Genomic DNA, 14,365 nt, shown 5'->3' with positions numbered 1-14,365 from the left:
CCGGACCGGCACCGAGGGCCGCCCGGCACCCCGTCCTCCACCCGGCCCCGGGCCGGAAGGGCCGCGGTGGGCACAACGGCCCTTCCGGCCCGGGGCCGGGCCGTGATTCCCTGGCCTCATGAGCATCACCGTCACCACGTGGTCCCTCGAACAGACCTCGCCCGCCGATCTGCGGCCCGCCGCCCCCACCGGGCCCGATGTCACCGTCGTCCGGTCGCAGACCCCGTCGCCCGAGTTCAGCCGGTTCCTCTACGCCTCCGTGGGCGGGGACGTCACCTGGACCGACCGGCTCGGGATGACGTACGCCGAATGGGAGGACGTGCTCGGCAAGCCCGGTACGGAGACCTGGGTGGCGTACGAGAAGGGCACCCCCGCCGGCTACGCCGAACTCCAGGCGCAGGACGACGGCAATGTGGAGATTCTCTACTTCGGGCTGATCGCCGCCTTCCGGGGCCGCCGTATCGGCGGGCACCTGCTGAGCTGGGCCACCGCCCGCGCCTGGGATCTGGCGGACCGCTGGCCGGGGCTCACCCCGACCAAGCGGGTCTGGGTGCACACCTGCTCCAAGGACGGGCCGCACGCCATGGACAACTACCTCCGGCGCGGTTTCACGCTCTTCGACACCGAAGTGACGGAGGAGCCGGAGAAGCCCACGCCCGGTCCGTGGCCCGGCGCCTACAGCTGACCCCCCGGCCCCGGCGTGCCGGGGCACCCCCGGCCCCCGGACACCTCCGCACATCCCGTAACTCCCGCGCATCCCAGTCGCTTCCGGGCAGCCCGTAACAGCTCGGGCCGCCCTCGCGTACTCCCGGACATCCCGGGCACCGTACGGACGGACCGGGCCGAGCCCGGTGAATGAGGCCCTCGGCCCGGTCCGGCGGCAGCCATCCGATCCCCCGGCGGCCGCCCCGGTCCGCGGCGGCCAGCCGAGCCTCTCGGCGCATACCGTGACCGCCGCCACACCATCTCACCAGGCGAGACCATGACGTCCACCATACGGATGACGGTGGACGCTCGTCGGATGCGCGTGCCACGCTTCCGTCATGTCTCGGGTTGGAATTGCCTTGGTGAGTCGGCGGCACGTCGACCACGGCCGCATGTCCAGCGCCATCTGTCCCGCCTGCTGACAAGCCCAGCACAGCCGCCCCCACCGGTCGCCGACAGCCGAGCAGCTCCCCCCTTTCGATCCGCCTCTTCCGCTGATCCTTCTGTCTCGCCCCTCTGCGCGTCTGCACGAACTCCGCCTGCACTCCGCCGCACCACCCCCGAAGACATCCGACACACCTGCTTCTCTCCGCACACCCGCACCCTGCGCACCGTCGCGCGGCCCGGCGCGTGTGCGGCTGTGAGCCGCCCTCCCGTTGCCCGAAGGACACACCGCCATGGCCGCCACACCGGACAAGCCCGCTCCCGCAGCGTCCCGCCGCAAGACCGGGCGCCACCGCGGCGAGGGACAGTGGGCCGTAGGCCATCTGACCCCGCTCAACGCCAATGAGCAGACCAAGAAGGACGATGACGGTCTCAATGTGCGGACACGCATTGAGACGATCTACGCCCATCGGGGCTTCGACTCCATCGACGGTGCCGATCTGCGCGGCCGGATGCGCTGGTGGGGTCTGTACACCCAGCGCAAGCCGGGGATCGACGGCGGCAAGACGGCGATCCTGGAGCCCGAGGAGCTGGACGACCGCTACTTCATGCTGCGGGTCCGGATCGACGGCGGACGGCTGACGACCCGGCAGCTCCGGGTGGTGGGCGAGATCTCGCAGGAGTTCGCCCGCGGCACCGCCGATATCACCGACCGCCAGAACGTCCAGTACCACTGGATCCGTATCGAGGACGTACCGGAGATCTGGCGGCGGCTCGAAGCGGTCGGTCTGTCGACCGCCGAGGCCTGCGGCGACACCCCCCGCGTCGTCCTCGGCTCGCCGGTCGCCGGGATCGCCGCGGACGAGATCATCGACGGCACCCCCGCGATCGACGAGATCCTCCGCCGGATCGTCGGCAACAAGGACTTCTCCAATCTGCCGCGGAAGTTCAAGTCCGCGATCTCCGGCTCGCCGCTGCTGGACGTGGCCCACGAGATCAACGACATCGCGTTCGTCGGGGTGAACCACCCCGAGCACGGCCCCGGCTTCGACCTCTGGGTCGGCGGCGGGCTCTCCACCAACCCCAAGATCGGGGTACGGCTGGGCGCCTGGGTGCCCCTCGACGAGGTCCCCGATGTCTACGAGGGCGTCATCTCCGTCTTCCGTGACTACGGTTACCGCCGGCTGCGCAACCGCGCCCGGCTGAAGTTCCTGGTCGCGGACTGGGGCGCGGAGAAGTTCCGCCAGGTGCTGGAGGACCAGTACCTGCTGCGGAAGCTGGTCGACGGGCCCGCTCCCGAGACGCCCGAGCAGGAGTGGCGGGACCACGTGGGCGTGCACCGCCAGAAGGACGGGCGGTTCTACGTCGGCTTCGCCCCGCGTGTCGGCCGGGTCGACGGCACCATCCTCACCAAGATCGCGGATCTGGCGGAGGCGCACGGCTCCGGCCGGGTACGGACCACGGTGGAGCAGAAGATGCTCGTACTGGATGTGACGGCGGACCAGGTCGACTCGCTGGTCGAGGGGCTGGAGTCGCTGGACCTGCGGGTCAGCCCGTCCCCGTTCCGGCGTGGCACGATGGCCTGCACCGGCATCGAGTTCTGCAAGCTGGCGATCGTCGAGACCAAGGCGCGCGGCGCCTCGCTGATCGACGAACTGGAGCGCCGGATCCCGGAGTTCGACCAGCCGATCACCATCAATATCAACGGCTGCCCCAACGCCTGCGCCCGTATCCAGGTGGCGGACATCGGTCTCAAGGGGCAGCTGGTCCTGGACGACGACGGCCGGCAGGTGGAGGGCTACCAGGTCCATCTGGGCGGCGCGCTCGGCCTCGACCCCGGTTTCGGCCGCAAGGTCCGCGGTCTGAAGGTGACGTCGGACGGCCTCCCCGACTATGTGGAGCGCGTCCTGCGCCGCTTCCAGGAGGAGCGCGAGGACGGCGAGCGTTTTGCCACCTGGGCGGCTCGGGCCTCCGAGGAAGCCCTCTCGTGAGCGGCGCACGCGCGGCCACCGGTCCGCGGACGAAAACGAAAGCCGCACCTCTGCGCCGCGCGGGCGGAGAAGCGAAACCAACCAGCCACGTGAGCGGCGCACGCGCGGCCACCGGTCCGCGGACGAAAACGAAAGCCGCACCTCTGCGCCGCGCGGGCGGAGAAGCGAACCGTCGGGGTGTCGTATGAGTGAGCGCGCGGCGCCGTTCTACTGCCCCTACTGCGGGGACGAGGATCTGCGCCCCTCCGAGCAGGGGCACGGTGCCTGGGAGTGCGCGGGCTGCAATCGCGCCTTCCAGCTGAAGTTCCTGGGGCTGCTGTCCCGGGGGCTGCGCCACGGCGGTGACGACGGGGGAAAGGACGCGATATGACGGTCACGGAGACCGGAGACCTACGCGAGCTGGCGGAACGCGCCGGCCGTGAACTGGAGGACGCCCCGGCGCTCGCGGTGCTCTCCTGGGCCGCCGAGACGTTCGGCGGCAGGTTCTGTGTGACGTCCTCCATGGAGGACGCGGTCGTCGCGCATCTCGCGTCCCGAGCCTTCCCCGGTGTCGACGTCGTCTTCCTCGACACCGGCTACCACTTCCCGGAGACCATCGGCACCCGGGACGCCGTCGAGGCCGTGATGGACGTGAACCTGATCACCCTCACTCCGCGGCAGAGCGTCGCGGAGCAGGACGCGGAGTACGGTCCGCGGCTGCACGAACGGGATCCCGATCTCTGCTGTGCGCTGCGGAAGGTGCGGCCGCTGGAGGAGGGGCTTTCGGGGTACGACGCCTGGGCCACGGGTCTGCGCCGCGACGAGTCCCCGACCAGGGCGAACACCCCTGTGGTGGGATGGGATGAGCGGCGGCGGAAGGTGAAGGTGGCCCCGATCGCCCGCTGGACGCAGGACGATGTGGACGCCTATGCCGCCGAGTACGGCGTGCTGACCAACCCTCTGCTGATGGACGGGTACGCCTCCGTGGGCTGCGCCCCCTGCACCCGCCGGGTGGCTGTGGGCGAGGACGCCCGGTCCGGCCGCTGGGCCGGGCGCGCGAAGACGGAGTGCGGACTGCACGGCTGACCGCCTGCGGCCGACCGGCGGCTGAAGCCGCCACTGACGACGAATCGGGAGAGACAACATGACCGGGGCCACGATCTGGCTGACCGGCCTGCCGAGTGCCGGCAAGACCACGATCGCGCACGAGGTCGCCGGACGGCTGCGCGCCGGAGGCCGGCGCACCGAGGTGCTCGACGGCGACGAGATCCGCGAGTTCCTGTCCGCGGGTCTCGGTTTCAGCCGGGAGGACCGCGATACCAACGTCCAGCGGATCGGCTTCGTCGCCGAGTTGCTGGCCTCGCACGGGGTGACCGTGCTGGTGCCGGTGATCGCGCCGTACGCGAAGAGCCGGGAGTCGGTCCGCGAGCGCCACCGGGCCGCGGGTACCGGCTTCGCCGAGGTGCATGTGGCGACTCCGGTCGAGGTCTGCTCGGAGCGGGATGTGAAGGGGCTGTACGCCAAGCAGGCGGCTGGGGAGATCAGCGGGCTGACGGGGGTGGACGATCCGTACGAGGCACCGGTCGCGCCGGACCTGCGGATCGAGTCGCACCGGCAGACCGTCACCGAATCCGCGGACGCCGTCTGGGGTCTGCTGGCCGAGAGGGGTCTGGTGTGAGCGCGGGAACGGGTGCTGCGGCCCAGGGGCTGAACGACAGTCCGTACGCGCTGTCGCATCTGGACGCGCTGGAGTCGGAGTCGGTGCATATCTTCCGGGAGGTGGCGGGCGAGTTCGAGCGTCCGGTGATCCTCTTCTCGGGCGGCAAGGACTCCATCGTGATGCTGCATCTGGCGCTGAAGGCGTTCGCCCCGGGGCGGGTGCCGTTCGCGCTGCTGCACGTGGACACGGGGCACAACTTCCCCGAGGTGCTGGAGTACCGGGACCGGACGGTGGCCCGGCACGGGCTGCGGCTGCATGTGGCTTCGGTCCAGGACTACATCGACCGGGGGGTGCTGCGGGAGCGTCCGGACGGTACCCGCAATCCGCTCCAGACGCTGCCGCTGACCGAGAAGATCGCGGCGGAGCGGTTCGACGCGGTCTTCGGGGGCGGCCGGCGCGACGAGGAGAAGGCCCGTGCGAAGGAGCGGGTTTTCTCGCTGCGGGACGAGTTCTCGCAGTGGGATCCGCGGCGGCAGCGGCCCGAGCTGTGGCAGCTGTACAACGGCCGGCACGCGCCGGGCGAGCATGTCCGGGTCTTCCCGCTCTCCAACTGGACCGAGCTGGACATCTGGCAGTACATCGACCGCGAGAAGATCGAACTGCCGGAGATCTACTTCGCCCATGAGCGCGAGGTGTTCCGGCGGAGCGGTATGTGGCTGACCGGTGGCGACTGGGGCGGGCCGACCGACGCCGAGCCGGTGGAGCTGCGGACCGTGCGCTACCGGACGGTGGGCGATATGTCGTGCACCGGTGCCGTGGACTCGGACGCCGTCACGCTGGAGGCGGTCATCGCGGAGATCGCGGCGTCCCGGCTGACGGAACGGGGCGCGACCCGCGCGGACGACAAGCTGTCCGAGGCGGCGATGGAGGACCGTAAGCGGGAAGGCTATTTCTGATCATGACATCCACCGACATCACCGACGGCGGGGGCGCGGCGGAGGCGCTGCTGTCGGCGACGACGCTGCTGCGGTTCGCCACCGCGGGCTCGGTCGACGACGGGAAGTCGACCCTGGTGGGGCGGCTGCTGCACGATTCCAAGTCGGTCCTCACCGACCAGTTGGAGGCGGTCGAGGACGCTTCCCGCAGCCGGGGTGCCGAAGGGCCGGACCTGGCGCTGCTGACCGACGGTCTGCGGGCGGAGCGTGAGCAGGGCATCACCATCGACGTCGCGTACCGCTACTTCGCGACGCCCCGCCGGCGGTTCATCCTCGCCGACACCCCCGGGCATGTGCAGTACACCCGGAACATGGTGACCGGGGCGTCCACCGCCGATCTCGCGGTCGTGTTGGTCGACGCCAGGAACGGGGTGGTGGAGCAGACCCGCCGCCATGCCGCCGTGGCCGCGCTGCTGCGGGTGCCGCATGTGGTGCTCGCGGTGAACAAGATGGACCTGGTGGGGTATGCGGAGGAGCTGTTCGCCGCGATCGCCGCAGAGTTCACGGCGTACGCGACCGCTCTCGGTGTCCCGGAGGTCACCGCGATCCCGATCTCGGCGCTGGCCGGCGACAATGTGGTCGAGCCTTCGGCGGTGATGGACTGGTACGGCGGTCCGACGGTGCTGGAGCATCTGGAGACGGTGCCGGTCAGCCATGATCTGGCGGCCTGCCACGCCCGGCTGCCGGTGCAGTACGTGATCCGGCCCCAGACCGCCGAACACCCGGACTACCGGGGGTACGCGGGGCAGATCGCGGCGGGCACGTTCCGTACCGGGGAGCCGGTGACGGTGCTGCCCGGCGGGCGGACCACCACGGTGAAGGGCATCGACCTGCTGGGCGAGGCGGTGGACGTCGCCTGGGCGCCGCAGTCGGTGACCCTGCTGCTGGCGGACGATATCGACGTGTCGCGCGGCGATCTGATCGTGCCGAGCGGCGATGTCCCGCCGTCCGGGCAGGACGTGGAGGCGACGGTCTGCCATGTCGCCGACACCCCGCTGACCGTGGGGCACCGGGTGCTGCTGAAGCACACGACCCGCACGGTGAAGGCGATCGTCAAGGAGATCCCGGCCCGGGTGACCCTCGACGACCTCTCGCACCATGCGGAGCCGGGGCAGCTGACCGCCAACGACATCGGCCTGGTGAAGGTGCGGACCGCCGAGCCGATCGCCCTGGACTCCTATGCGGACTCGCGGCGTACGGGTTCGTTCCTGCTGATCGACCCGGCCGACGGCACCACCCTGGCCGCCGGTATGGCCGGGGAGTCCTTCGCCACCACAGACCGGTCCGCCGCAGCGGCGGACCCCGAAGCCCGTCAGGGCGATGAAGCGGAGTGGGATTTCTGATGACGGACGTGTTCGCCACCTTCGCCAAGGAGGGCGGCCGGGTGGGCAGCGGCACTCTCGGCGCAGGGTCGGGGGGTGTCGTGCGATGTGCGCGATGACCCGACTGCCGATCCGTGCCCGCTGGAAACGAAGACCGACCACCGAAAGCGTCCCGGCCGCGCCGCCAAGGCGTGGACACCGGGGTTTACGAGAGGATTCCCTCGCGTGCCTGCCACTCGCACCACCACCCTCCGCCGTTCCCTCGCCGCGGCCGCCGCGCTGCCCCTGCTGATCGGGACCCTCGCCGCCTGCGGCTACGGCTCCGACTCCGAGGACGACAAGACCGCCCCCGCCGCCAAGGGCAAGAAGCTCTCCGCCGACACCGTCCGCCTCGGCTACTTCCCGAATCTGACGCATGCCACCGCCCTCGTCGGTGAGCAGGAGGGCATCCTCCAGAAGGAGCTGGGCGGCACCCAGATCAAGTCGACGACGTTCAACGCCGGCCCCTCCGAGATCGAGGCCCTGAACGCGGGCTCCATCGACATCGGCTTCATCGGCCCCTCCCCCGCCATCAACGGCTTCACCAAGTCCAAGGGGAAGAACCTGCGGATCGTGGCCGGGTCGGCGTCCGGCGGCGTGAAGCTCGTGGTGAACCCCGCCAAGATCAAGACCCTCGACGATCTCAAGGGCAAGAAGATCGCCACCCCGCAGCACGGCAACACCCAGGACGTGGCCTTCCTCAACTGGATAGCCGAGAGAGGCTGGAAGACCGACGCCCAGAGCGGCAAGGGCGATGTCTCCGTGGTCCGTACCGACAACAAGATCACGCCGGATGCCTATAAGTCGGGTTCCATCGACGGGGCGTGGGTACCGGAGCCGACGGCGTCGCGGCTGGTCAGCCAGGGCGCGAAGGTGCTGCTGGACGAGGCCACGATCTGGCCGGAGAAGAAGTTCGTGATCACCCATGTGATCGTGAGCCAGAAGTTCCTCAAGGACCACGCCGATGTGGTGGAGGCCTTCGTCCGCGGCACGGTGAAGACCAACGCGTGGATCAACGCCAACCCCGACAAGGCGAAGGCGTCCGCGAACGCCAAGCTGAAGGCGCTCAGCGGCAAGGAACTGCCCGCCGAGATCATCGACGGTGCCTGGCCGTCGATCCAGTTCCTCGACGACCCGCTGGCCTCGACCCTGAAGGCGCAGGCGGACCACGCCGTGAAGGCCGGACTCCTGGAGAAGCCCGACCTGGCGGGGATCTACGACCTCAGCCTGCTCAACAAGGTGCTGAAGTCCCAGGGCGCCCCCGAGGCAGCCGACGCCGGACTCGGCGTCAAGTAAGCCGCACGTACGTTCCCAGGAGGTGACGACCATGGCCAGCACCACGGTGACCAAGGACCGGACGACTGCCGGTGCCGGGACGGACCCGGCCGGCTACGCGGCCCGAATCGAGCACGTTTCGAAGTCCTTCACGACCCCCGGGGGACGGCAGCTCGTCCTCGACGACATCTCCCTGGATGTCGCCCCGGGCGAGTTCGTCACCCTCCTGGGGGCGTCGGGCTGCGGCAAGTCGACCCTGCTCAATCTGGTGGCGGGGCTGGACGCGCCCAGTGCCGGGACCATCGAGACCCCGGGCGGGCGGCCCGCGCTGATGTTCCAGGAACACGCGCTGTTCCCGTGGCTGACGGCGGGCAAGAACATCGAGCTGGCGCTGCGGCTGCGCGGGCTCGCCAAGGCGGAGCGGCGGACCGAGGCGGAGCGGCTGCTGGAGCTGGTGCGGCTGTCGGGCGCCTACGGCAAGCGGGTGCACGAACTGTCGGGCGGTATGCGGCAGCGGGTGGCGCTGGCCCGGGCCCTGGCCCAGGACAGTCAGCTGCTGCTGATGGACGAGCCGTTCGCGGCGCTGGACGCCATCACCCGGGACGTGCTCCACGAGGAGCTGACCCGGATCTGGCGGGAGACCCGGCTGTCGGTGCTCTTCGTGACCCACAACGTCCGTGAGGCCGTGCGGCTGGCCGAGCGTGTCGTACTGCTGTCGTCCCGTCCCGGGCGGATCGCCCGGGAGTGGTCGGTCGGCATCGAACAGCCGCGCCGTATCGAGGACACGGCCGTGGCCGAGCTGTCCGTCGAGATCACCGAAGAACTGCGGGGGGAGATCCGCCGACATGGTCAGAACTGAGACACCGTCCCCGGCGACACGACGTGCCGGGGACGACGGGGGAACGCACGATCTCGCCGCGGGGCTCGACGCCCTGGAGACCGTGGACGCCGGGCGGGCGTCGCTGCGGGAGGTGCTGCTGACGAAGGTGGTGCCGCCGCTGACGGCGGTGGCGCTGGTGATCGCGGTCTGGCAGACGCTGGTGTGGGCCGAGGTCACCGACGAGGGCAGTCTGCCCGCGCCGTCCGCGGTCTGGGACAGCCTGTCCGGTCTGTGGTTGCAGGGCACCCTGCTGGAGGTCGTCTGGACGAGTGTCTCGCGTGGTTTCTCGGGCTTCCTGCTGGCACTGGCCATCGGTACCCCGTTGGGGCTGCTGGTGGCCCGGGTGAAGTTCGTGCGGGCCGCGATCGGGCCGATCCTCTCGGGTCTCCAGTCGCTGCCGTCGGTGGCCTGGGTGCCGCCGGCCGTGATCTGGCTGGGCCTCAACAACCAGATGATGTACGCGGTGATCCTGCTCGGCGCGGTCCCGTCCATCGCCAACGGGCTGGTGTCCGGGGTGGACCAGGTCCCGCCGCTGTTCCTGCGGGCCGGCCGCACCCTGGGCGCCACCGGCCTCAAGGGCACCTGGTACATCGTGATGCCGGCCGCCCTGCCGGGCTATGTGGCGGGGCTCAAGCAGGGCTGGGCCTTCGCCTGGCGGTCCCTGATGGCGGCGGAGATCATCGCCTCGTCGCCGGATCTCGGCCTCGGTCTGGGCCAGTTGCTGGAGAACGGCCGCAACAACTCGGACATGCCGGGGGTGTTCCTGGCGATCCTGCTGATCCTCGTCGTCGGTATCGCCATCGACCTCCTGGTCTTCAGCCCGCTGGAGCGGGCGGTCCTGCGGGGCCGCGGTCTCCTCGTCAAGAACTGAGCCACCGCCGTGTCCGGACCCCGTCTCCTCGTCGTCGCCCACGGCAGCCGCGATCCGCGGCATGCCGCGACCGTCCACGCCCTGGTGCGCCGGGTGCGGTCGCTGCGCCCCGGGCTCCCCGTGGAGACGGGGTTCCTCGACTTCAACGCGCCCTCGGTACCGCAGGTACTGGAGCGGATCGCCGCCGAGGACCCCGAGGCCGGGGTGGTGGCGCTGCCGCTGCTGCTGACCCGGGCCTTCCACGCCAAGTCCGACCTCCCCGCCGTACTGGCGGAGGCATCGGCCGCGCTGCCCGGACTGCGGATCCGGCAGGCGGGGGTGCTGGGCCCGTCGCCGCTGCTGACCGCGGCGGTCGGGCGGCGGCTGTACGAGGCGGGGGCCGGGCGCACCCCCGCCGCACGACGCTCGACGGGGCTGGTCCTGGCCTCGGCGGGCTCCACCGACCCGGAGGCGATCGCAGCGATCGCAGCCATGGCGCGGGAGCTGAGGCGCACCGGTTGGTGCTCCGTGCGGCCTGCGTTCGCCTCCGCATCCCTTCCGCGTACGGAGGACGCCGTACGCCTGCTGCGGGCCGACGGCTGCGCCCGGGTGGCCGTCGCCCCGTATGTGATCGCTCCCGGCAGGCTGCCGGACCGGATCGCCGACGGCGCCCGCGAGGCGGACGTCCTGGCGGAGGTGCTGGGCCCCTGCCCGGAGCTGGCCCGGCTGATCGTCGAGCGGTACGAGCAGGCCGTACGCCCGGCGGAGGCCGCTCCGGCGGTCCTCGGCCGTCTCGGGGTCACCGCCTGATCCGCGGGCCCGTACCCCGAGGCCGTCTCGGGGTCGGCCCCGGCCGGTCCTGCGGGCCGGTGGTGACAGGATCGTGGCGGACCGGTGACGGGCACCGGGCGCGGATGCCGCACCATGGAAGCCTCGCCCCCGGTGAAGGAGTCCCGCGATGCCGTTCAACTACCACAAGCGGATCACCGTGATCCCGAAGCTGCTGCATATCACCGTCAGCTCCCACGGCTGGTCCTGGTCGCTGGGCGGCCGCCGGGCACATGTCACCCGGCACAGCGGTGGCGGACGCAGCGCCTCGGTCCGGCTCCCGGGCGGCTTCAGTCTCCGCCGGGACTCCCGCCGCCACCACTGACCCGCCGGTCCTCAGCCGGTCAGCTCGGCGAGCTTCACCACGGTGTTCCAGTTACGGGTGGTGGCGACGAGGCCCTTCGTGACGGCGGGCCGGGCCAGGGCTTCGGCCAGCTTGGAGCGGCCCAGCCCCTGGGGTGCGTAGAGATACAGGGCCCGGTCGCCGGTGCGGAAGTCCTCGGGCGCATGGGCCCCGCGGTCGACGGCGGCGAACCGCTCGGCGGTCACGGGCGCCGAGTAGTAGGTGACATGGAGCTGCTTGGACTCCAGGTCAGCGGCCGGGAAGGGGCAGTCGTCGACGATCGCCCGCAGATATCCGGCGCCGCGCACCAGACAGTCGACGGGGAAGCCGAAGCGTTCTTCGATGGCCTGCTCCAGGGCGCGGGCGAGGGCGTCCTCGTCGGTGGCGTCGCTGGTGAAGACGGCGTTGCCGCTCTGGAGGTAGGTGGTGACACCGCCGTGTCCGAGGCCTTCGAGCACGGCACGCAGCTCGGCCATGGGCACTTTGCGGTGCCCTCCGACGTTGATCCCCCGCAGCATGGCCGCATATCCGTTGCTCATACGGCCGAGCCTAGACCGCCCCACCGACAGGACCGGCAGGACCGATAGGTGTAAGGGGCCATGAGCCTTGGGCTCGGGGGCCCGACTGGTACCGGTGGATGAGAGCGGGGCCTCCCGGCTCACCGGTGAGGCTGATCCGGCGGCCCTCCGCCGCTTCTAGCGTCGTGTTCCGAGACGTGAAGTCGTCGGCACGGAGCCGACGTTATGCCGGGGAGGGCACGGTCGGTCATGGGTCTGACAGGGAACACGGGGGCGGCGGGGAGAGCGCGCCCCGCACACGCCGGGCCGAAGGGGCTGGCCGCGCGGGCCGGGAGCTGGAGCGCCCGCCACCGCTGGGCGGCGGTGGGCATCTGGGTGCTGTTCGTCGTGGTGACGATGTTCGCCGGATCGGCGGTGGGCCAGGAGAAGCTGAAGCCGACCGACCAGCTCACGGGGGAGACCTCCCAGGCCGCGAGGATCATCGACGAGGCGGGCATCGAGGATCCGGCGACCGAGCGGGTGCTGATCTCGGCCCGGGGTGCCCAGGGTCCGGCGGCGACCGACCCGGTGTTCCGGTCGGCCGTGGACGCGGTGCTGAAGGCCGTGGCCGCGACCGGTGAGGCGACCGAGCCCACCTCCCCGTACTCCAGTGGGGCGATCTCCAAGGACGGCCGCAGCGCCCTCGTCCAGTTCGATGTCCGCGGAGACCCCGAAACCGCGGGTGACCGCGTCGAGCCGCTGCTGAAGGCCGTCGCGAAGGTTCAGGAACAGCACGAGTCGCTGCGGATCGAACAGATCGGCAGCGCCAGCATGAACCGCACCTTCGACAAGGCGTTCGGCGACGATTTCAAGCAGGCCGAGTACTCGGCCGTACCGGTCGCCCTGGGCATTCTGCTGATCGCCTTCGGCGCCCTGGTGGCGGCGGTGATCCCGGTGGTCCTGGCGATCACCGCGATCATGGCCACGATGGGTCTGATGAGCCTGGTCAGCCATGTGGTCCCGATGTCCGATACGGCGAACTCGGTGATGCTGCTGGTGGGTCTGGCCGTCGGCGTGGACTACTGCCTGTTCTATCTGCGGCGGGAGCGCGAGGAGCGGGCGGCAGGCCGGGACAAGGAGACCGCGATCCGGATCGCGGCGGCGACCAGCGGCCGGGCCGTGGTGGTCTCGGGTGTGACGGTCTGCATCGCGATGGCGGGCATGCTGTTCACCGGGGTGGGCGATTTCGAGTCGATGGGCCTGGCGTCGCTGATTGTCGTGGCCGTCGCCATGGTCGGTTCGGTCACCGTGCTGCCCGCGCTGCTGTCGCTCCTCGGCGACCGGGTGGAGAAGGGCCGGGTGCCGTTCCTCGCCAGGCTGAAGAAGGGCGACGGGGAGAGCCGGTTCTGGCGGGCGGTCCTCGGCCGGGTCCTGCGGCGTCCGGTGGCTTCCCTGGTGGTCGCGACCGGTGCGCTGGCGGCCATCGCGCTGCCCGCGCTCGGGATGAAGACCGAGGAGCTGAAGCTGGACCAGGAGTTCGGTTCGTCGATGCCGATCGTGGCGACGTACGAGCGGCTCAACGAGGCCTTCCCCGGCGGGGCAGAGCCCGCGGCGGTCGTGGTCCGCGCCCCTGATATCGACGGGGCTCCGGTGAAGTCCGCGATCGACCGGTTCACCAAGGAAGCCGTGTCGTCGGGTGCCTCCGAGGGCCCGGTCGAGGTCACCGTGCACGCCGACAAGAACGTCGCCTTCATCTCGGTGCCGCTGGTCGGCGGCTCCGACCAGGGGCGGGCCGAGAAGAGCCTGGACCTGCTCCGCGACAAGGTCAGGCCGGCGGCCTTCGGCTCCCTCTCCGGGGTGGACGCGCCGATCACCGGCCAGGTCGCGGGGTCGAAGGACTTCACCGAGCAGATCACCGCATCGGTGGCCCCGGTCTTCGGCTTCGTCGTGGTCTTCGCCTTCGTCCTGATGCTGTTGTCGTTCCGCTCGGTGACCATCGCGATCACCTCGGTCCTGCTCAATCTGCTCTCGGTGGCCGCCGCGTACGGCATCCTCACCATCGTCTTCCAGCACGGCTGGGGCGCCTCCCTGGTGGGGGCGGAGGGTGTGGGGGCGGTCGTCGCCTGGCTGCCGCTGTTCCTCTTCGTGATCCTCTTCGGCCTCTCGATGGACTACCACGTCTTCGTGGTCTCCCGGATCCGGGAGGCGAAGGTGCGCGGCCGGAGCACCCAGGAGGCGATCACCCACGGGGTAGTGACCACGGCGGGTGTGGTGACCAGCGCCGCCGTCATCATGGTGGCCGTCTTCGCGATCTTCGGAACGCTGTCGATGCAGTCGATGAAGCAGATGGGTGTGGGGCTGGCCGCGGCGGTGCTGATCGACGCGACGGTGATCCGCGGCGTACTGCTCCCCGCGGTGATGGCCCTGCTCGGCGAGCGCAACTGGTACTTCCCGCGCTGGCTGCACTGGCTGCCGGACATGACGCACGACGAGCCGCAGGACGACGCGCCGCAGGGCGCGGCCCCGGAGGCGGACGGCGACCGCAAGGTGCCGGTGCGGGTGTAGCACCGCCCCACCAGGGGCCGGGCGGGCCGGAGCGTGTTCTCCGGCCCGCCCG

At 70.8% G+C, this 14,365-nt stretch carries 14 protein-coding genes; 13 read left to right on the top strand and 1 reads right to left on the bottom strand.

Features of this window, described 5'->3' with window-relative positions; all coding sequences use genetic code 11:
• The first annotated feature begins 118 nt into the window (after positions 1–118).
• The 12 genes from ACIQ9E_RS01720 (at position 119) to ACIQ9E_RS01665 (ending at position 11,233) form a co-directional block, all read left to right on the top strand.
• Positions 119–685: a GNAT family N-acetyltransferase gene (locus ACIQ9E_RS01720; RefSeq protein WP_403700309.1), complete on the top strand. Its 567-nt coding sequence runs from the start codon at positions 119–121 to the stop codon at positions 683–685.
• Positions 686–1,382: 697 nt separating this feature from the next.
• Positions 1,383–3,080, top strand: a complete 1,698-nt coding sequence (locus ACIQ9E_RS01715; protein ID WP_403700305.1) for a nitrite/sulfite reductase — start codon at positions 1,383–1,385, stop codon at positions 3,078–3,080.
• 184 nt (positions 3,081–3,264) lie between these two features.
• Complete coding sequence (locus tag ACIQ9E_RS01710; protein WP_403700302.1) at positions 3,265–3,450, top strand: hypothetical protein; 186 nt, start codon at positions 3,265–3,267, stop codon at positions 3,448–3,450.
• Positions 3,447–4,145, top strand: a complete 699-nt coding sequence (locus ACIQ9E_RS01705) for a phosphoadenylyl-sulfate reductase (protein ID WP_403700299.1) — start codon at positions 3,447–3,449, stop codon at positions 4,143–4,145. Before ACIQ9E_RS01710 ends, ACIQ9E_RS01705 begins: the two co-directional genes overlap by 4 nt.
• Positions 4,146–4,203: 58 nt before the next feature.
• Positions 4,204–4,737 (top strand): adenylyl-sulfate kinase, encoded by a 534-nt coding sequence (gene cysC / locus ACIQ9E_RS01700; protein ID WP_403700296.1) that lies wholly within the window; start codon positions 4,204–4,206, stop codon positions 4,735–4,737.
• Entirely contained in the window at positions 4,734–5,675 is a 942-nt protein-coding gene (gene cysD / locus ACIQ9E_RS01695) for a sulfate adenylyltransferase subunit CysD (protein ID WP_403700292.1), read from the top strand. The genes cysC and cysD overlap by 4 nt, the downstream gene beginning before the upstream one ends.
• Before the next feature lie 2 nt (positions 5,676–5,677).
• Positions 5,678–7,057 carry a sulfate adenylyltransferase subunit 1 gene (locus ACIQ9E_RS01690; RefSeq protein ID WP_403700289.1) on the top strand — a complete coding sequence of 460 codons (1,380 nt, stop codon included), beginning with the start codon at positions 5,678–5,680 and terminating at the stop codon, positions 7,055–7,057.
• 204 nt (positions 7,058–7,261) lie between these two features.
• Positions 7,262–8,371, top strand: a complete 1,110-nt coding sequence (locus tag ACIQ9E_RS01685) for an aliphatic sulfonate ABC transporter substrate-binding protein (RefSeq protein ID WP_403700286.1) — start codon at positions 7,262–7,264, stop codon at positions 8,369–8,371.
• A 31-nt stretch (positions 8,372–8,402) separates the two neighbouring features.
• A complete protein-coding gene (locus ACIQ9E_RS01680; protein WP_403700283.1) occupies positions 8,403–9,209 on the top strand; it encodes an ABC transporter ATP-binding protein in 807 nt (268 codons plus the stop codon).
• Positions 9,196–10,101, top strand: coding sequence for an ABC transporter permease (locus ACIQ9E_RS01675; protein ID WP_403700280.1), 906 nt, complete (start codon positions 9,196–9,198; stop codon positions 10,099–10,101). Before ACIQ9E_RS01680 ends, ACIQ9E_RS01675 begins: the two co-directional genes overlap by 14 nt.
• A gap of 9 nt (positions 10,102–10,110) precedes the next feature.
• Positions 10,111–10,890 (top strand): sirohydrochlorin chelatase, encoded by a 780-nt coding sequence (locus ACIQ9E_RS01670; protein WP_403700278.1) that lies wholly within the window; start codon positions 10,111–10,113, stop codon positions 10,888–10,890.
• Positions 10,891–11,038: 148 nt separating this feature from the next.
• The gene (locus tag ACIQ9E_RS01665) at positions 11,039–11,233 is read left to right on the top strand and encodes a DUF4236 domain-containing protein (protein ID WP_403700275.1); all 195 of its coding nucleotides are present in this window, start codon (positions 11,039–11,041) and stop codon (positions 11,231–11,233) included.
• Positions 11,234–11,244: 11 nt separating this feature from the next.
• Here ACIQ9E_RS01665 and ACIQ9E_RS01660 read toward each other — a convergent pair whose 3' ends face one another.
• Entirely contained in the window at positions 11,245–11,790 is a 546-nt protein-coding gene (locus ACIQ9E_RS01660; RefSeq protein ID WP_403700272.1) for a DUF1697 domain-containing protein, read from the bottom strand.
• A gap of 228 nt (positions 11,791–12,018) precedes the next feature.
• On the opposite strand from ACIQ9E_RS01660, the gene ACIQ9E_RS01655 reads away from it, so the two are divergent.
• Complete coding sequence (locus ACIQ9E_RS01655) at positions 12,019–14,313, top strand: MMPL family transporter (protein ID WP_403700270.1); 2,295 nt, start codon at positions 12,019–12,021, stop codon at positions 14,311–14,313.
• Positions 14,314–14,365 lie beyond the last annotated feature (52 nt).

The sequence above is a fragment of the Streptomyces sp. NPDC094448 genome (genome assembly GCF_044763775.1).
In the GTDB taxonomy this organism is placed as follows: Bacteria; Actinomycetota; Actinomycetes; order Streptomycetales; family Streptomycetaceae; genus Streptomyces.
This window is presented reverse-complemented; position numbering and strand designations above follow the sequence as displayed.

Bases quoted from the DNA above. Each gene is read 5' to 3' on its own strand.
- ACIQ9E_RS01720 (WP_403700309.1), top strand. From the start codon at position 119: ATGAGCATCACCGTCACCACGTGGTCCCTCGAACAGACCTCGCCCGCC.
- ACIQ9E_RS01715 (WP_403700305.1), top strand. From the start codon at position 1,383: ATGGCCGCCACACCGGACAAGCCCGCTCCCGCAGCGTCCCGCCGCAAG.
- ACIQ9E_RS01710 (WP_403700302.1), top strand. From the start codon at position 3,265: ATGAGTGAGCGCGCGGCGCCGTTCTACTGCCCCTACTGCGGGGACGAG.
- ACIQ9E_RS01705 (WP_403700299.1), top strand. From the start codon at position 3,447: ATGACGGTCACGGAGACCGGAGACCTACGCGAGCTGGCGGAACGCGCC.
- cysC (WP_403700296.1), top strand. From the start codon at position 4,204: ATGACCGGGGCCACGATCTGGCTGACCGGCCTGCCGAGTGCCGGCAAG.
- ACIQ9E_RS01690 (WP_403700289.1), top strand. From the start codon at position 5,678: ATGACATCCACCGACATCACCGACGGCGGGGGCGCGGCGGAGGCGCTG.
- ACIQ9E_RS01680 (WP_403700283.1), top strand. From the start codon at position 8,403: ATGGCCAGCACCACGGTGACCAAGGACCGGACGACTGCCGGTGCCGGG.
- ACIQ9E_RS01675 (WP_403700280.1), top strand. From the start codon at position 9,196: ATGGTCAGAACTGAGACACCGTCCCCGGCGACACGACGTGCCGGGGAC.
- ACIQ9E_RS01665 (WP_403700275.1), top strand. From the start codon at position 11,039: ATGCCGTTCAACTACCACAAGCGGATCACCGTGATCCCGAAGCTGCTG.
- ACIQ9E_RS01660 (WP_403700272.1), bottom strand. From the start codon at position 11,790: ATGAGCAACGGATATGCGGCCATGCTGCGGGGGATCAACGTCGGAGGG.
- ACIQ9E_RS01655 (WP_403700270.1), top strand. From the start codon at position 12,019: ATGGGTCTGACAGGGAACACGGGGGCGGCGGGGAGAGCGCGCCCCGCA.